At 65.9% G+C, this 16,709-nt stretch carries 17 protein-coding genes; 12 read left to right on the plus strand and 5 right to left on the minus strand.

From position 1 onward, the window contains the following. On the minus strand, positions 1-534 hold a 534-nt coding region (locus ACO48X_RS04995; RefSeq protein ID WP_485001024.1), incomplete at its 3' end, for a neutral zinc metallopeptidase. Positions 535-603: 69 nt separating this feature from the next. Between ACO48X_RS04995 and ACO48X_RS05000 the strand changes: the two genes are divergently transcribed. Continuing rightward, the gene (locus ACO48X_RS05000; RefSeq protein WP_485001025.1) at positions 604-2,217 is read left to right on the plus strand and encodes an ABC-F family ATP-binding cassette domain-containing protein; all 1,614 of its coding nucleotides are present in this window, start codon (positions 604-606) and stop codon (positions 2,215-2,217) included. 91 nt (positions 2,218-2,308) lie between these two features. After that, positions 2,309-2,905: a SixA phosphatase family protein gene (locus ACO48X_RS05005; protein WP_485001026.1), complete on the plus strand. Its 597-nt coding sequence runs from the start codon at positions 2,309-2,311 to the stop codon at positions 2,903-2,905. 7 nt (positions 2,906-2,912) lie between these two features. On the opposite strand, the gene ACO48X_RS05010 is transcribed toward ACO48X_RS05005, so the two are convergent. Beyond that, positions 2,913-3,458 carry a TetR/AcrR family transcriptional regulator gene (locus tag ACO48X_RS05010; RefSeq protein WP_485001027.1) on the minus strand — a complete coding sequence of 182 codons (546 nt, stop codon included), beginning with the start codon at positions 3,456-3,458 and terminating at the stop codon, positions 2,913-2,915. Positions 3,459-3,641: 183 nt separating this feature from the next. On the opposite strand from ACO48X_RS05010, the gene ACO48X_RS05015 reads away from it, so the two are divergent. Next, a complete protein-coding gene (locus ACO48X_RS05015) occupies positions 3,642-4,385 on the plus strand; it encodes an ABC transporter ATP-binding protein (RefSeq protein WP_485001028.1) in 744 nt (247 codons plus the stop codon). Further along, positions 4,382-5,902 carry a hypothetical protein gene (locus ACO48X_RS05020; protein WP_485001029.1) on the plus strand — a complete coding sequence of 507 codons (1,521 nt, stop codon included), beginning with the start codon at positions 4,382-4,384 and terminating at the stop codon, positions 5,900-5,902. Before ACO48X_RS05015 ends, ACO48X_RS05020 begins: the two co-directional genes overlap by 4 nt. A gap of 139 nt (positions 5,903-6,041) precedes the next feature. Here the strand turns inward: ACO48X_RS05020 and serB are convergent, their stop codons facing one another. Next, complete coding sequence (serB, locus tag ACO48X_RS05025) at positions 6,042-7,088, minus strand: phosphoserine phosphatase SerB (RefSeq protein WP_485001030.1); 1,047 nt, start codon at positions 7,086-7,088, stop codon at positions 6,042-6,044. Between the two features lie 4 nt (positions 7,089-7,092). Beyond that, positions 7,093-8,475, minus strand: coding sequence for a glucose-1-phosphate adenylyltransferase (glgC, locus tag ACO48X_RS05030; protein ID WP_485001031.1), 1,383 nt, complete (start codon positions 8,473-8,475; stop codon positions 7,093-7,095). A 110-nt stretch (positions 8,476-8,585) separates the two neighbouring features. Between glgC and glgA the strand changes: the two genes are divergently transcribed. The 6 genes from glgA to ACO48X_RS05060 all read left to right on the plus strand — a co-directional run bounded on the left by glgA (position 8,586) and on the right by ACO48X_RS05060 (position 14,211). Next, positions 8,586-9,815 (plus strand): glycogen synthase, encoded by a 1,230-nt coding sequence (gene glgA / locus ACO48X_RS05035; RefSeq protein WP_485001032.1) that lies wholly within the window; start codon positions 8,586-8,588, stop codon positions 9,813-9,815. 23 nt (positions 9,816-9,838) lie between these two features. Next, the gene (locus ACO48X_RS05040; RefSeq protein WP_485001033.1) at positions 9,839-10,621 is read left to right on the plus strand and encodes an ABC transporter ATP-binding protein; all 783 of its coding nucleotides are present in this window, start codon (positions 9,839-9,841) and stop codon (positions 10,619-10,621) included. A gap of 154 nt (positions 10,622-10,775) precedes the next feature. Next, the gene (locus ACO48X_RS05045; protein WP_485001034.1) at positions 10,776-11,210 is read left to right on the plus strand and encodes an NfeD family protein; all 435 of its coding nucleotides are present in this window, start codon (positions 10,776-10,778) and stop codon (positions 11,208-11,210) included. A 170-nt stretch (positions 11,211-11,380) separates the two neighbouring features. Then, on the plus strand, positions 11,381-12,538 hold the full coding sequence (locus ACO48X_RS05050) for an SPFH domain-containing protein (protein ID WP_485001035.1): 1,158 nt from the start codon (positions 11,381-11,383) through the stop codon (positions 12,536-12,538). Positions 12,539-13,021: 483 nt separating this feature from the next. Then, positions 13,022-13,879 (plus strand): TrmH family RNA methyltransferase, encoded by an 858-nt coding sequence (locus ACO48X_RS05055; RefSeq protein WP_485001036.1) that lies wholly within the window; start codon positions 13,022-13,024, stop codon positions 13,877-13,879. 80 nt (positions 13,880-13,959) lie between these two features. Then, positions 13,960-14,211, plus strand: a complete 252-nt coding sequence (locus tag ACO48X_RS05060; protein WP_197480437.1) for a helix-turn-helix domain-containing protein — start codon at positions 13,960-13,962, stop codon at positions 14,209-14,211. A 530-nt stretch (positions 14,212-14,741) separates the two neighbouring features. Here ACO48X_RS05060 and ACO48X_RS05065 read toward each other — a convergent pair. Further along, positions 14,742-15,215 (minus strand): tRNA (cytidine(34)-2'-O)-methyltransferase, encoded by a 474-nt coding sequence (locus ACO48X_RS05065; protein WP_485001037.1) that lies wholly within the window; start codon positions 15,213-15,215, stop codon positions 14,742-14,744. Between the two features lie 341 nt (positions 15,216-15,556). Here ACO48X_RS05065 and ACO48X_RS05070 point away from each other — a divergent pair, with 341 nt between their 5' ends. Both ACO48X_RS05070 and ACO48X_RS05075 read left to right on the plus strand, forming a co-directional pair. Beyond that, the gene (locus ACO48X_RS05070) at positions 15,557-16,435 is read left to right on the plus strand and encodes a hypothetical protein (RefSeq protein ID WP_485001038.1); all 879 of its coding nucleotides are present in this window, start codon (positions 15,557-15,559) and stop codon (positions 16,433-16,435) included. After that, a partial coding sequence (locus tag ACO48X_RS05075) for a Y-family DNA polymerase (protein ID WP_485001039.1) occupies positions 16,432-16,709 on the plus strand: 278 nt, incomplete at its 3' end. The genes ACO48X_RS05070 and ACO48X_RS05075, both read left to right, overlap by 4 nt.

Consider the following 16,709-nt stretch of genomic DNA (forward strand, 5'->3'; position numbering starts at 1 on the left):
CCCCGTCTGGTCCTGAATAGAATGGCCGAATTCGTGGGCCACGATGTAGGCTTGGGCCAGCCTCGAGTTGGTCGCGCCGTACCGGGACTGGAGCTCTTTGAAGAAGCCGACGTCGAGGTAGACGGCTTTGTCCGCGGGGCAGTAGAAGGGGCCGGTCTGGGAGCTGGCGGTTCCGCACGCGGTGGAGGTCGAGCCGGAGAAGAGCACGAAATCGGGCTTTTTGTATGCGGCGCCGGCGGCGGAGGGAAGCGCGCCGCCCCAGTAGGCGTCCAGGGACTCGGCGGTGGCGACCATCCAGCACTCGGTGTTCTTGTTCGCGTCTTCGCCGGTCTTGCATGTTTCGATGAGCGAGGTCTGGTTTCCGGCGGGCTGACGCCCCGAGGTGCCCAGGTTGTCCGGAACCTGCCCCGTCAGGAAAAAGTAGACGATGGCCCCGATGAGTCCGAGGCCGCCGACGCCGGTGGCCGCCATCGTTCCGCGCCCGCGAACCTTGACTCGCGAGGCATCCAGTTGAATGTCGTCGTTCATGGACATGTTGTGAGCATATCCGCTAGAGGCCGGAGGTGCGCAATGGCCGGGCGTGTTCTCGAGTAGGCTAGTGGGGTGATCGACGCCAAGAATCTCACCATGCGCATCGGGACCCGCGAACTCGTCGTCGACGCCGGGTTCAGGGTGGGCAAAGGGATGCGCGTGGGCCTCGTCGGCCGCAACGGCGCCGGAAAGACCACGCTTATGCGGCTCTTGGCGGGTGAGGGAGTGACGTCCGACGTCGTCGAAGCGACCGGAGCGCTCAATCGCAAGGGCACGGTCGGATACCTTCCGCAGGACACGCAGGAGGGCGACCTCGGCCAGGCGGCTCGCGATCGGATCCTCTCGGTTCGGGGAATCGCCGAAACGATAAAGCGCATCCGCAAGGCCGAGCGGGAAATGGCCGAATCGGAGGGCGCACGGCAGGTCAAGGCGATGGAACGCTACGTGCGCCTCGACCAGGAATTCACGAACGCCGGGGGATGGGCCGCCAACGCCGAGGCCGCCCAGACGGCGGCTGCGCTGGGCCTGCCCGAAAGGGTCCTCGACCAGCCGCTGCACACACTTTCCGGCGGCCAGCGGCGAAGGGTCGAGCTTGCCCGGGTCCTCTTCTCACGGGCCGAGACTCTTCTGCTGGACGAGCCGACCAACCACCTTGACCACGATTCGATCCTGTGGCTTCGCGATTACCTTCGCTCTTTCGCGGGCGGATTCGTGGTGGTCTCCCATTCGACGGAGCTGCTGGACCAGACGGTCAACGCCGTGTGGCATCTGGACGCCAATCGCGCCGCCCTCGACGTGTACAACATGCCGTGGGCCGACTATCTCAAACAGCGCGAGGCCGATGAGAAGCGCCGCCGCCGCGAGCGTCTGAACGCGGAGCGCAAGGCGGGCGCGCTCATGGGGCAGGCGGACAAAATGCGGGCCAAGGCGACGAAAGCGGCGGCCGCGCAGAGCATGGAGCGCCGCGCGCAGCGCCTGCTCGCCGGGCTGGAGGAGGAGAGGAAGGCCGACAAGGTCGCCAATCTGAGGTTCCCGGATCCCGCCCCGTGCGGGCGCACGCCGCTGGCCGCCGTCGGGCTGTCAAAATCGTACGGGTCCCTCGAAGTCTTCTCCGGCCTCGACCTCGCCGTCGACCGCGGCTCGCGCGTGGTCGTCCTCGGCCTCAACGGCGCCGGAAAGACGACCCTCCTGCGCCTGCTCGCCGGCGTGGAGGAGGCCGACACGGGCGGCGTCGTGCCCGGACACGGGCTGAAGATCGGCTATTACGCGCAGGAGCACGAGACGATCGACCCCGACAAGACGGTGGTCGGCAACCTGTGGCGGGCAGCCCCCGAGCTCGACGACACGAAGGCCCGTTCCGTCCTTGGTTCTTTCCTCTTTTCCGGGGCCGACGCCGACAAGCCCGCCGGAGTGCTCTCGGGAGGGGAGAAGACTCGGCTCGCCCTGGCCATGCTCGTCGTGTCGGCGGCCAACGTGCTTCTCCTCGACGAGCCGACGAACAACCTCGACCCGGCCTCGCGCGAGGAGATTCTCGCCGCGCTCGGCAAGTACGAGGGCGCCGTCGTGCTCGTCACCCACGACGAGGGGGCGGTCGAAGCCCTCCGCCCCGAGCGCGTCCTTCTGCTGCCCGACGGCGACGAGGATCTGTGGTCCGACGACTATTTCGACCTCGTCGCTCTGGCGTGAGCGTCGGGTTTGCCGAGCGGGCCCCATTGCGTCGCGGGCGTCGGTTCGAACGCCTCTGTTCAATCGGACCGATCGGAGATAGCCTTGCACCATGCCGACTCTCGTTCTCATGCGCCATGGCGAAGCCGGATTCGCCGCCGGGGACCGCGCCCGCCCGCTGACTTTGCGGGGAAGGGAGGAGGCCGCGTCTCAGGCGCGGGCGATCGCGCGAGTCGTCGGCGGCATCGACGTGGCGGTCGTCTCGGAGGCGGCGCGCACACAGCAGACCCTGGCTGCCCTTCGCTCGGCCGGGCTGGCCGTCGCCCGAGTCTGGGAGGAGGCCAGCCTCTACTCTCGCGGGGGAGAGAGCCTTCTCGACACTCTGCGCGGTTTAGATCGCTGCGGAATCGAGGGCGCCGTCCGGGAGGCGGACGACGTCGAAGCCGGCTTTGAGGCGGACGCGGTTCTCGTCATCGGACACGAGCCGACAATGTCGACGCTGGCCGGGCTGCTGGCCACGCGGGAGAAAGACCTGCACGAGTCGCAGGGCCGCGCGCCATTTCGGGCTTTGAGAGGGGCGGGCGCGGCGCGGGCGGACCACAGTTTCAGGCACGGTTTTTCCACAGCCATGGCCGTTGTCGGGCACATCGAATCGTGGAGCTCTCTGGCGCCCGGCTGCATGCGGATCGCCGACGTGTTGCGCCCCTAGACCGCACTTAGATTGCGGCGAGCTTTTCGGCGAGGACGTCCAACGCGGCGTCGGCGTAGACGGTGAATGGGTCCTCCGCCCCTTCCCGATACCAGTTCCATGCGGCCGCCAGCAGTCCCGAGATGACGGCGCTCGAGGCGATCAGGCCGTCCGCGTAGTCCGCCCTCCCGCTGTCCTCGAGAGTCCGGGCGAGCTTGTCGATGAGTTCGGTGACCAGGGTCGACGCCGCCGATCGGAGTGCGGGGACCTCGAAGTACAGCCGCACCCGCTGCACGGTCGCCTGGCGGTCGCGTACGAAATGCTCCTCGGCGATTGCCCGGACGGCCTCTCGCAGAGCGTCGAGGAGCCTCGCGCCGTCGGCGAGGGCGCCGGCCACCGTGCTCATGAGCAGGTCGTCGTGCTCGTCTTGCAGCACCAAGCCCTCCTTCGTCCCGAAATATCGATAGACGGTCGAAGGGGAGACGTCGGCGCGGTCGGCGATCTGCTCGATCGTCACGTTGTCGTATCCGTCTGTTGAAAACAGCTCAAGGGCGGCCGACTGTATGCGGTGCATGGCAGCCGCCTTTTTCCGTTCGCGCAATCCCCGCTGTGCCATCGCACCTCCTTGTCGATGCCACTTTACAGCCTTGTCGCATTCACGGCCTTGTCGTCGCCCTGCGCCGGTGGTAGCGTCTTTTTCATGAGAGAGTCACTTTCAACTGACAGTAACAATCAAATTCTTGTCGAAGGGGCGAATTTGACGAAGGCTTTCGGCAGCGTCCAGGCGCTCGACGGGCTGAACCTGAGCGTGAAGGCAGGCTCCGTCCACGGCTTTCTCGGCCCCAACGGCGCCGGAAAGACGACGGCGATCCGGGCGATTCTCGGCCAGATTCGGCTCGACGGCGGCCGTTTGCGCGTGTTTGGCCTCGATTCCGCGAAGGAAGCGGTCGACGTCCGTCGGCGTCTCGCCTACGTCCCCGGGGACACCGTGCTGTGGCCCAACCTCACCGGAGGCGAATGCATCGACATTCTCGGACGCATGCAGGGCAGCATCGACGCCGCCCGCAGAGCCGAGCTCATCGAGCGCTTCGAACTCAACCCCCGAATGAAAACGCGCACGTACTCGAAGGGGAACCGCCAAAAGGTCGCCCTCGTCGCTGCCCTCGCCACGCGGGCCGAACTCCTGCTCCTCGACGAGCCGACGTCGGGCCTCGACCCCGTCATGGCCGAGCGCTTCGTCGAAACGGTCCGCGAGGCGCAAGGCTCCGGGGCGACGGTGCTGCTGAGCAGCCACATCATGAGCGAGGTCGCGGCGCTGTGCGACACGGTCACCGTCCTTCGGCGCGGGCGCGCCGCGTATTCGGGAAACCTCGAAGGGGTGCGCTCCAGGGCCGAGGCCGACTCCGCCATCGCCGGCCTCTTGAAAGGAGGAGCGTCGATACGAAAGGTCGAAAGCTCCCTGGAGGCGGCCTTTCTCAGCTTCTACGGAGGCGAGAAATGAGCGGGCCGCGCCGGGCGCTCTGGACGCTCACATGGAAGGCCCACGGCCGAAGGCTTCTCGCCTGGCCCCTGGCTTGGACCGCCCTGGTGCTCGCCTTGGCGTCGGCGACGAGGTCTCTCTACCCCGACGGCGCAAGCCGACTGCGCTACGCCTCGACCATCGGCTCCTCGCGCATTCAAGAGCTGTTCAACGGGCGTGGCTACGATCTGACCTCCGCGGGCGGAATCGAGGCCTTCGAGGTCGGCATGTTCGGGCTCGTCCTCATCCCCGGCGGCGCAAGCCTGCTCGCCGTCCGCCTCATGCGAGCCGAGGAGGCACTCGGCCGATGGGAGGTCGTCTCGGCCGGAGGCTACGGGAAAACCGCGCCGACGGCGGCCGCCATGGCGGCGCAGGCGTGTTCAACCTCCCTCTTCGGGGCCGCGAGCTTTGCGGGTCTCCTCCTGTTTGGCTTTCCCGCCGCCGGCGCCGCAAAATACTGCCTCATTCTCTGCCTGTTCGCGCCCGTCTTCGCAGCGGGAACCGCAGTGCTGGCGTGGGTCATGTTCTGCTACCTCGTGCGCGCGGCAATAGACGGACGGCGCCTGCCCGCGACCTGGCTCACACCCATGGGCTGGCTGGCTGAAGCCCGTCCGTGGGGAACGAGCCGCCTGTGGCCCTACGTCGCCTGCGCAACGGCGGCCGCCGCACTGGCTGCGGCCGCCCTCGCGCTCTGTCGCGTCCGCGACCTCGGAGGCGCCGCGGTCTCGCCGAGGCCCGGAAGGGCTGGCGCGGCGCCGTGGATTCGAGGCACGCGCTACGTGTGGCGCCTCACGCGCTCCGGCGCCGCCGGGTGGTGCGCGGCGGCGGTTTGCTGGGCGGCGCCGGTCGGAGCCATGGGAGACGAGATAGACGTCTGGGTCGAACAAAACCCGGGCATCGCCGAGCTTTTCGGAGGGCACGCGCCGCGCGACTTCATGTCCGTTCTGGCCGTCGGGATCATCGGGCTTCTCGCGCTCGCGGCCGGGCTGGCGACCGCGGCCGAATTGCGCGGCGAAGAGGCGAGCGGAAGGCTTGGGCTCGTGTGCTCCACGCGCTGCGGCTACGCGAGCGTCGTGCGAGCCTGGTTCGCCCAATCTGTCCTCGCAGCCGCGGCAGTGGCCGCATCAGGCGGTTTCGCCTACTGGATTTCCATCGGAGCGTCCACCGGCAAATGGGAGCTTTCCTCTTCTTTGGGGGCCGCGGCGCTCCTGCTCGTTCCCATAGTCGCAGTGCTCGCCGGCGCCTTCGCCGTTTTCTCCTATGCGCCGAAAGCGTGGGCAGCCGTGTGGGCCCTCGCCTGCTGGATCGCCGTCGTCGAGATCTTGGCCGACCCCCTTGACCTTCCCGAATGGGGGCGAAAGCTCTCGCCCCTCTACCTCGTGGGCAGGGTTCCCATGGAAAGCCCGTCGTGGATCGCGACGGGATGCATTGGCGCCGCGGCCCTCGCCTTGGCGCTCGCGGGCGTCAAGGCGCGCCCCCGCGATTTGGCGGCGGGGTGAGGGCACAGCCCGGCAGCCCGGTTCGCGCTATCCGGCAGCGGGAATAAAACGCCGTTCGGCAGCGGGCGGCGGCGCAAAACCTCGGGTCCGCTGCGGCTCCGGATGTGAAACGGAGCAGCCTGCCATGCGGCGGAAGGCGTCAAACCGCGTCCCAGCCGAGGATCGCCGCGAGGATGTCGAGGCGCGGCCGGGTCACCGCGGCGTCGGCGGCGGCCAGCACCGCGGGCTTTGCGCACACGGCGACGGAAAGCCCGGCGATCTCCATCATCGACAGGTCGTTGGCGCCGTCGCCGGCAGCCACGGTTTCGGACAGGTCGATCCTCTCGCGCGGCGAAGGGTATCCCCGAGAACGAAAGTCTGCGCCCCCGGCCCGAGACTCCAACGGAGAGTCGGAGACTTCCGGCCAATTGGAGCCTTCTAAGAATTTGGCGCCTCCGGGCATGTCGGCGCCGGGCAGCCGGCCGCCCCCGGACCAGCGCAGAAGCGCCTCGGCCTTGCGCTCGCGGGTGACGATCTCGCCCTCCGTTCTGCCGGTGAGGGCGCCGCCGCTCGTTTCGAGCCGGTTGGCCAGCACGCAATCGACGCCTAGACGGCGGGCCAGCCCTCCGATCACCTCGATGAATCCGCCGGAGACCAGGCCGACGGCGCATCCGCGCGCGTGCGCCGTCGCGACAAGCGTCTCGGCCCCGGGAACGGGCTTGACGCGGTCCGCGATCGATTTGACCCGATCGAGGGACAGTCCCTCCAGCGTGGCGACGCGCTCTGCGAGGGCCTCGGCAAAGTCGAGCTCGCCGTTCATCGCCGCCTCCGTTATGGCCGCCACCCGAGGGCCGGATCCGGCGGCGTCGGCGAGCATGTCGATGGCCTCGCCGCGGATGAAGGTCGAGTCCACGTCGGAGACGATGAGGCGCGGCCCGCGCTCGGCCATTTTTCCGCGCGTAAGCGCGCAATCGACGCCCAAAGCCAACGCCGGGCCGCGCAATTCGTCCCTCAGCCGCTCCAACGCGGAGGCGTCGGATCCGGCGACGCCGAACAGCGACAGCGTCTGCAGGCCGGGAACCGCGGGCGAGCGCTCGGCGACCTTTGCGCAAGCCGACCCGAAAACATGCCTCGTGTGCGCTAAGAGCCCCGCGGGAAGGGGATCGGGCGAAGCGAGGGAAAACCTGATCGACTCTCCTTCGCGCACGGGCTCATACAAGTGTGGTCGCCCCGTCGTCTTCCGCGCCGCCGAAGCCGTCGGAGGCCTCGAACGCATCGGCGGAGCCGGAGGCTCCCGCCGCGTCGGACGCGTCAGGCGCCTCGTCCGGCGTCGGCACGTAAAGCGTGGCCTTGACGCGCGCGCCCTTGGGAACCACGGTGATGCCGCCCTCGGAGACGTGGAAGCCTCGGGCCCGGTCGTGCTCGTGGTTGACGCCCACCTGCGCGCCCTCTTCGACCACGACGTACTTGTCGAGGATCGCGCGCACGACCGTCGCATTGCGCCCGACGCTGACGCCGTCGAGCAGAACGGATTCGCGCACCGTCGACCATGAATTCACACGCACGCCGGGGGAGAGGACAGACCCGATCACTTCGCCTCCGGAGACGATGACCCCGGGAGAGACGATTGAATCGAGAGCGTGGCCCAGTCTCTCGTGGTGCCCGTAGACGAACTTCGCCGGGGCGAGGTTCGAATGTCCCGTCAGAAGCGGCCACCTGTCGTTGTACAGATTGAAGACCGGGTTGACGGAGATGAGGTCCATATTCGCCTCGTAGTAGGCGTCGATCGTTCCGACGTCGCGCCAGTAGTCGCGGTCCCGGTCGGAGTGGCCGGGAACGTTGTTGAAGGTGAAGTCGTAGACTCCGCACGTGTCTTGCCCGACGAAGAAGGGAACGATGTTTCCGCCCATGTCGTGCTTCGAACTGGGGTCGACGGCGTCGTCGGAGAGAACCTTGTACAGGGCGTCGGTGTTGAAGACGTAGTTGCCCATGGAGGCCAGGAACTCGTTGGGAGAATCGGGCAGGCCCAGCCCCGAGGTGTCCTCGGGCTTTTCGACGAAGGCGGCCACGCGGCGCGGATCGGTCTTGTTGACGTCGATTACGCCGAATGCGGACGCCAGTTCGAGCGGCTGGCGGATTCCCGCGATCGTCAGCTCAGCGCCGGTTTCGACGTGCTGGTCGACCATCTGCGAGAAGTCCATGCGGTAGATGTTGTCCGCCCCGGTGATGAGGACGACGTCGGGCCGCTCGTCGTCGAGGATGTTGAGCGACTGGTAGACGGCGTCGGCCGACCCGAGGTACCAGTGGTCGCCGCGCCGCTGCTGCGCGGGCACGGGGGCGACGTAGTTCTCGAACAGATTGGACATGCGCCAGTTGCGCGCGATGTGCCTGTCGAGGGAATGGGACTTGTACTGGGTCAAGACGATGATCTTCAGGTATCCCGAATTGACGATGTTGCTCAAAGAAAAGTCAATGAGTCTGTAAATGCCGCCGAAAGGCACGGCGGGCTTGGCCCGATCCTGAGTGAGGGGCATAAGGCGCTTGCCTTCTCCGCCAGCCAGGACGATTGCGAGGACGCGGGGTTTGGCTCCCATAGGTTCCACCTATCTCATATATTGGTTCAGCGCACGAATTGTCCGCCGTTGGACGACAGAGCGGGTACAGTGAAGGGGTCAGCGTTGACCACCGAAGGAAGGACCCCACATTGCGTGTCGCTCTATTGACTCGAGAATACCCGCCAAACGTCTACGGTGGCGCGGGTGTCCACGTTGAAGAATTGTCCAAAGTGCTGGCGGCCCATGCCGACGTCGACGTTCACGCCTTCGACGGGCCGCGCGAAGCGGGCGTTTCGCCCGCCGGAGTCACGGTGTACGGATACGACTATCCGGCCGAGCTCGCTTCGGCGAACGCCGCGATCAAGACTCTCGGCGTCGACCTGGAGATCGCCGATCGCGTGCGGGAAGCCGACATCCTCCACTCTCACACCTGGTACGCCAACATGGCCGGCCACATCGGAGGAATGCTTTACGGTATTCCCCACGTCATATCGGCCCACTCCCTGGAGCCGCTGCGCCCGTGGAAGCGCGAGCAGCTGGGGGGCGGCTACGAGGTCTCCTCCTGGGTCGAGCGCACGGCCTACGAGTCCGCCGACGGAATCGTCGCCGTCTCCTTCGCCATGAAGGACGACATCCTTCGCTGCTACCCGAAGATCGACCCCGACCGGGTGCGGGTCATCCACAACGGCATCGACCTGTCAGGCTGGAACGCCCCGAAGACCGACGAGGAAACAGCGGCGGCCAGGGAGTGCTTCGCCTCCTACGGGCTCGACCCCGACAAGCCCACGGTCATGTTCGTCGGAAGGATCACCCGGCAGAAGGGGGTTCCCGGACTGCTGCGCGCGATCGCCAAACTTCCGGCGGGGATCCAGGTGGTGCTTTGCGCCGGGGCTCCGGACACCCCGGAGATCGCCGCCGAAACCGAGGCCCTCGTCGAGGACCTCCGAAGCAGGCGCACAGGCGTCGTGTGGATCTCGGACTTTCTCAGCCGCGGCAAGATCATCCAGCTCTTGTCGTGCTCGACGGCCTTCGTCACGCCGTCAATATACGAGCCCCTCGGAATCGTCAACCTCGAGGCGATGGCCGTCGGGCTTCCCGTCGTCGGAACGAAGACGGGGGGCATCCCGGACTGCATCGAGGACGGGGTGACCGGAACCCTTGTCCCGATCGAGCAGCTCGACGACGGGACGGGGACGCCCGTGCATCCCGAGGCGTTTGAGGCCGACCTCGCCTCGGCTTTGGAGGCCGTGTGCGCCGACCCCGAGAAGGCCCGCAAAATGGGCGCGGCAGGCCGCAAGCGGGTGGAGGAGCACTTCTCATGGGAGTCGATCGCCCTCAAGACGATGGACTTCTACCGCGACGTCATAGCGGGACTTTAGGCCTCTCGCGGTAATCTTGTTCCATGGGCGATGTGCTTGATGTTCGGGAGGCGACCGTTCGACGCGACGGCCGCGCCATCCTCGATTCGGTCGATTGGAGCGTCGACGACGGCCAGAGGTGGGTCGTCCTGGGCCCCAACGGCGCGGGCAAGACGACTCTCATCCAGCTGGTCTCGGGGCGGATGCACCCAACCAGCGGATCGGTGGCGATCGTCGGCGAACGCCTGGGCCGTGTCAACCTGGAGGATCTGCGGCCCCTCGTCGGCACCATGTCCGCCGCCATCGACGCGAGGATTCCGGGGGACCAGAGGGCCGTCGACGTCGTTCGAACGGCCGCCTACGGCCGCTTGGCGACGTGGCGGGAGGTCTACGACCCCCTAGACGACCGGCGGGCGAGGGCCCTTCTGGCCGGCCTCGGCGTGGGATCCCTGGAGACGCGCCTCTTCTCGACCCTTTCCTCGGGGGAGAAGAAGCGCGTGGGGATCGCCCGTGCCCTCATGCCCAACCCCGAGGTGCTCATCCTCGACGAGCCGGCCTCCGGCCTCGATTTGGGCGGGCGTGAGAACCTCGTCGAAACGCTTTCGCAGCTGGCCTTCGAGCACTATTCGCCGGTGATCGAGCTCGTCACCCACCACGTCGAAGAGATTCCCCCCGGATTCACCCACGCGCTTTTGCGCAAGGACGGGGCCGTCTACGCGTCGGGCCCGATAGCGGAAACCGTCACATCGGCCAATCTCTCTGCGGTCTTCGGCCTCAAACTCGCGGTGAGCTGCGAGGACGGGCGGTTTTCGGCGCGGAAGGCCTGAGCGCCTTGTGCGCGATCCGCCCCGCGCCGCGCGGAAAGTCCGCCGTTTCCCTCCCCGCGGCAATTGTGGGGATTCCTACCCGAATGGAGTCTATAACTGGGGGTCTCCGCCCGGTAAACTAGAGCGTGTCTCTACTATAGCTAGGAGTAGCAACGTGAGCTGGGAAGTTTGGGGCATCATCGCCCTTTGCTGCATCGCTTTGGAATTCATGACGGTCGATTTCTCCTTCCTCATGATTGCGGGAGGAGCTTTCGTAGCTGCCGGCGTCTCCGCCGGAACGGACAGCCTCGTGGCGCAGGTCGCCGCGTTCGCGGTCGTCTCCGTCCTCCTTTTGGCAATCGTGCGCCCGTGGGCGAAGAACCATTTCAACCCCAAAGGGACGAAGGTCGGCACGGTCCAGGATCAGATAGGCAAGCGAGCCCGCGCCCTCACGGCGATAGACGAGAATGCCGGACGGGTGAAGATCGGAGGAGACGTCTGGTCTTCGCGCTCGGCGGGAGGCGTCATTCCCGAGGGGAGCGACGTCGTCGTCACCGACATCGAGGGGGTCGTGGCCATCGTCGCGCAGTCGGCGCATTCCGGCCAATAGGGCTGCACGCTGGCCACTGGCGCCTTCTGACCGACGGCGAAGACTTTCTCTCTCATGGGAAATCTCCGTTGTCGACGGCCGTCCGACTTTCCGGCGGCGCCGCTTTCCGCCACACCCTACATCAGCAACTGCAACTACATCAGTAACCGCAACAACTAGAAGGACCCACTATGAACGATATGAATGTCGGTCTCATACTTTTGGCCTTGGTTGCATTCATCGTGATCCTTTTTGTCTTCATGGCGATCAAGATGGTCAACCAGGGGTACACCTACGTCGTCGAGCGCCTGGGCAGGTACCACAAGACCCTTACGCCGGGTTTGCACTTCCTGTTCCCGTTCGTCGATTCCATTCGGGAGAGGATCGACATGCGCGAGCAGGTCGTTCCCTTCCCTCCGCAGCCGGTCATCACCTCGGACAACATCAACGTCTCCATCGACACCGTCATCTACTATCAGGTGACGAATCCGATCGCCGCGACCTATGAGATCGCCGACCCGATGGCCGCCATCGAGCAGCTCGCCGTCACGACGCTTCGAAACATCATCGGCACGATGGACATGGAGCAGGCGCTCACGGGGCGCGACCAGATCAACGGCCAGCTGCGCGGCCAGCTCGACGAGGCGACCGGCCGCTGGGGCATTCGCGTTTCGCGCGTCGAGTTGAAGGCCATCGATCCGCCGCGCTCCGTCCAGGGCGCGATGGAGCAGCAGATGAAGGCCGAGCGCGACCGCCGCGCCGCGATCCTGACGGCCGAGGGCGTCAAGCAGTCCGCCGTTCTGACGGCCGAGGGCGAGAAGCAGTCCGCTATCCTCAGGGCAGAGGGGCAGGCCCAGTCGACGATCTTGAGGGCCCAGGGCGAGGCGCGAGCCATCCTCCAGGTCTTCGACGCCATCCACCGCGGCAACGTCGATCCCAAGCTCCTCTCCTACGAGTACATCAAGACCCTTCCGCAAATCGCCAACTCCTCGTCTTCTAAGCTGTGGATCGTCCCCACAGAGATGACGGCCGCCCTCAACGCGGTCGCCAAAGGCTTCGGGGGCCACGGCGGCGACGGCGAATCGGGAGTCGATTTCGAGGGCACCGGAAAGATCGCCGACGCCCTGGCGGCCACAGCGCTGCCCGACATCGACGACGCTCTGGCCGACGCCAAGGGCGCCGCCGACGTCGCCATCGACGAAGCAGAGACCTCGGGGCGTCAGTCCGGGCGCCATTTCGACCCGGACGCGGAGATAGGGCAGAGGCCCACGACGCCTGCGTCGCCGGAGTTCCGAAGCTTCGACCAAGGAGGCCCCAAAGGAAACGGAACGCCTCCTGCGGGTCAGTGACACTTGAGAATCCCTGACGGGCCAGGCGTTATAACGCGCTGAACCTATAGGTGCGGGGCGCGAGCGGAGAAAGCCGTTCGCGCCCCGTTTCGCATGTGCGGCAGTGTGCAAACGTTGGTCCCTTCGGGAGGCTCGTTCCGTTACAGATGTGCGGGATCGGCTCAAATCCCGGCGGCGATTGCAACAGTCTCCGCGATCGATTACGGCGTGGGCGGGCTCGGTTTGCGGCGCATGCGAGATCGGGGCGTACATATTGTGCGGCCTGCGTTCAATTGTTACGGAGCCGACGCCTTAATAAGAATTTGACTATATTTACCTTTGCGTCAATGGTTCCGCTCTCTCATAGGAGACGACGATGCGCATCATTACGGTCGCGAATACTTCTTGCCGTTTCCGTGCATGCACGGAATGCTTGGTGGCACATATGCGTCGATAAACGCTTTTTAACGCGTGCGATGGCGTTGTCTGTGGCACTCTTGTTCTGTGTTAGTGCCAATTACCGACATCCACGACGATCGCCTGTCAGATTACGTCAGGCTGACCGACGTGGCCCTTCGAAAGAAGCTTGAGACGGAGAACGGCCTGTATATGGCCGAGTCGTCGAAAGTCATCCAGCGGGCGATAGCCGCAGGCCACAGACCGCGTTCGGTCTTGGCCGACGAGCGGTGGCTCGCCGATCTCGCCCCTTCGTTGACGAAGGCCGGCGGGGACGGCGAGGGAGGCGACATCCCCGTGTATGTGTGCGACGAGGAGAAACTCCAGGAGATTGCCGGGTTTCACCTTCACCGCGGAGCGATAGCCGCCATGAATCGCCCCGCCTTGGCCGACCCTCGGGCGGTGCTCGAGGCCGTGGGATCGGGCCCCGCGCGGATCGTCGTACTCGAAAACCTGGTCGATCACACCAACGTGGGAGCGATCTTCCGCTCGGCTGCAGCGCTTGGCGTCGATGCAGTGTTCGTCACATCAGATTGTGCAGACCCCCTTTACAGGCGGTCGGTTCGGGTTTCGATGGGAACCGTCTTCCAGGTTCCCTGGACCAGAATCGACGGCTGGCCTCGAAGTGCGAAGATGCTTTCTGAATGTGGCTATACAACGGCTGCGCTGGCGTTGAGGGACGACGCCCTCGCCCTCGATGCCTTCTCCCGCCTTGAGGCGTGCTCGGCGAAGGATTCCAAAATCGCGATCGTTCTCGGGGCCGAAGGGGACGGCCTTCGCGACTCGACGATTGCCGCAGTCGATCATTCGGTCGTCATTCCGATGGCTGGCGACGTCGACTCGCTTAATGTAGCAGCTGCGATGGCCGTTGCTTGCTGGGAGCTACGTACCGTGCATACACCGTAGTAAAGCGTTGATTACACGGCAAAAGTTGGGATATGCCCGATTCTTCGCCGTTAGAGCGCCAACTTGCAAACATATTCGCCATGACGATCCGAGCCAGGCGGAAAGAGCTCGGACTGTCTCAGGAACAGGTGGCGCTGCGTGCCGACATTGATAGAAACCACTATCAACTAATGGAGAGCGCCAGGTCCGATCGGCGCTCGAACAAAGCCGTCAATCCCCGACTTTTCACTTTGTTCAGGCTTGCCAACGCCCTCGAGCTCCCCGTCGAAGACCTCCTCCTTGCCGCTTCCGAGACATTCCAAGAGCAAGTCGAGGCGGGCGAAACGCTTTAGCCCATGCCATGGCCGCCGCCCCGGTGCGGGGGCGGCAATTCAGCGCCCTTTCGAGTTGCGCAGGCTTCCCTCGAGTCGCCCAAAAAGCTTTGTCGACCTCGCCGACGTCGGAGCGGCGATCGGTGCGGTTTCGTTGTGTTTCGGCTGTCTTGGCCTTGCTGCGGAGCGATCGTCGAATTGCCTCTGATCAAAGCGGATATCGGTTTGGCTCCGTTGCCGGAGGCGGCGGTTGAAGTCGGTTGCCGTCGACCAAACCGTTCAGTCCGTTGGGTTTTGATATGCCTCGGTGCGTGCTTGCTGGCTCAGTGTGCCGACAACAATGGGCGTGGGCCGGAACCGCGCCTTTTGCGGCGGCTGTACGCCTCATATTTAGCTGTGCGCTCGGTGCTCTTTTATCGGTTGAATACGCCGATTTAATGCGTGACTATGGCATGCTTTGTCTGATCTTTGCCGAAACTTGTTTGTCAATGAATGATGTTTCCCAAAGGCGTCCGAACCGATGGAAGTGTGTGAGGCTTTATCGATATCTCTTACGAAAAGTCGGACGATCCGACGTAGCCGCACTGACGCCAGGCTTCGTAGACGGCGATCGAGGCGGAATTCGCTAGATTCAGTGAGCGTAGGTGGGGCATCATGGTGATTCGCACGGCCGCCGTCACCGCCGGGTGGGCGATGACGTGCGCGGGCAGCCCCGTCGGTTCGGGTCCGAAGAGGAAGGCGTCCGTTTCGCGGTAGGCGACGTCGGCGAAGCTGTTCGACGTGTGCCCGGTGAAGGCGAAGATGCGCGAATCCGGGAGCGCGCGAAGGAGCGCCTCGAAGTCGGCGTGGATTCGAAGGTCTGCAAGGTCGTGGTAATCCAGTCCCGCGCGCTTGAGGTGAGAGTCTTCGAAGGAGAAGCCCAAGGGTTCGACGAGGTGGAGCCTGGCTCCCGTGCATGCTGCCAGCCGAATCGCCGCCCCCGTGTTTCCGGGGATTCGCGGCTCGTAGAAGACGATGTGAAACACCAGCTCAGCGTACACGGGAAGTGGCGGGCGCGGCTGCGATCGACTCGTGTGCCCCGACTGTCCGATCCCTGTTGCGGCTTGGCGGACGGGGCTGAGTGCATGCGCGTCGGGGCGAGAGCCGCAGGCGATGCTGCGGCTTGGCGGACGGGGTTGAGTGCATGTGCATCGGGGCGAGAGCCGCAGGCGATGTTGCGGCTTGGCGGACGGGGTTGCGCCGAACCTTCTCAAAAGGCCGCTGGAGCCGCGGCCCGGCGGGGCGGAGCGTGCTTTGTTTGGAATGTGTCGGACCCTCCGCCTATCCTGTTTGTCGAACGGATGTTCAATAAGGGGTGTGGGAAAACATGAGAACTTCGGCGGCCTGCGCCCTCGGCGGCAGGGCTTTGAACGCGGCGGACCGGCTTGAGGCCGCTCGGCGTGCGCTTGTCTTGGCGGAGCGCGCGGCGGGGGTTTCCCCGGTCGCCGTTTTGCCGGGCAGGGCCTCGCATGGCGAGGCAATAATGCTGGGCGAGGCGACGGGAGGGGCAGTGCCGTGCGGGGCCCCGTCGGGCAGGGCCTTCGCGGGCGGCGCCCGGGCCGGGGCTGCGTCGGACGCTGCGCGCTGGAGGGAGGCCTCGGGCGGATGGGCGGTCCCCGAGTGTTTGGCTGAAATCCTCCCGCGCGGACTCGAGCGGGGAATGAGCGTCGGATTCTCCGGCAGCATCCTCATCGGCCTCCTGCTCGCCGGAATCGCCAGCGGTTCGGGGGCGTGGAGCGTCTTCCTCGGAATGGCCGGCGTCGGATGGGAGGCGGCCGAATCGCTGAGAGTCGAGGCCTCTCGAACGGTTTGCGTGCCGAGGGTGGGGAATGCGGCGCGCACACAGGCGCTGACTGCCGCCGTCGACGGCTTCGACGTAGCGGTCATTGGGTCTTCCATTCGCCTGGATGCGCGCGAGCGCCGCCTGCTTTCCAAACGGGCGGCGGTGCGTGGGTGCCTTCTCCTCGGGGAGGGATGGGATTGCCGCGATCGGGTCAGCGGCGAGGTCGTCGCGGTCGAAGGCGTCGACCGCGGCGTCGGGCATGTGCGGGCGCTCCTCGTCGAGGCGGCTTCCGGGCGGCGTCGCGTTCGGCTGCAGATCGGGGCGCGCGGATGGGCCCCGGTCCAGGCTGCCGACGGCGAAAGGCACGAAGGCGTCGGCCGCGCCCAAGGCGGGCTCTCGCTGGTGGAGGCGATTCCTTCATGATGCACGCATCGGGGGCGGTGCCCGACTGGCCTGTTGCGGCGGCGGCGTCGGCAGGGCGGGTCGGCGCCGGCGAGCCCGCGGCGGTTCTGGGGGTCGGCGGCGTGGTGTGTGCGAATGCCTGGGCGCGCAGGCTCGGGGTGCGGACGGGCATGCGCAAGCGCGAGGCGCTGTCGATCTGCCCGGATCTCGTCGCCGTTCAGCGCGACGTTCGCCGCGACGCCCTTCGGTTCGAATCGGTTCTGCGCGCCGTGGACGCGCATGTGGCCCACGTCGT

Source organism: Peptidiphaga sp. (assembly GCF_057238965.1).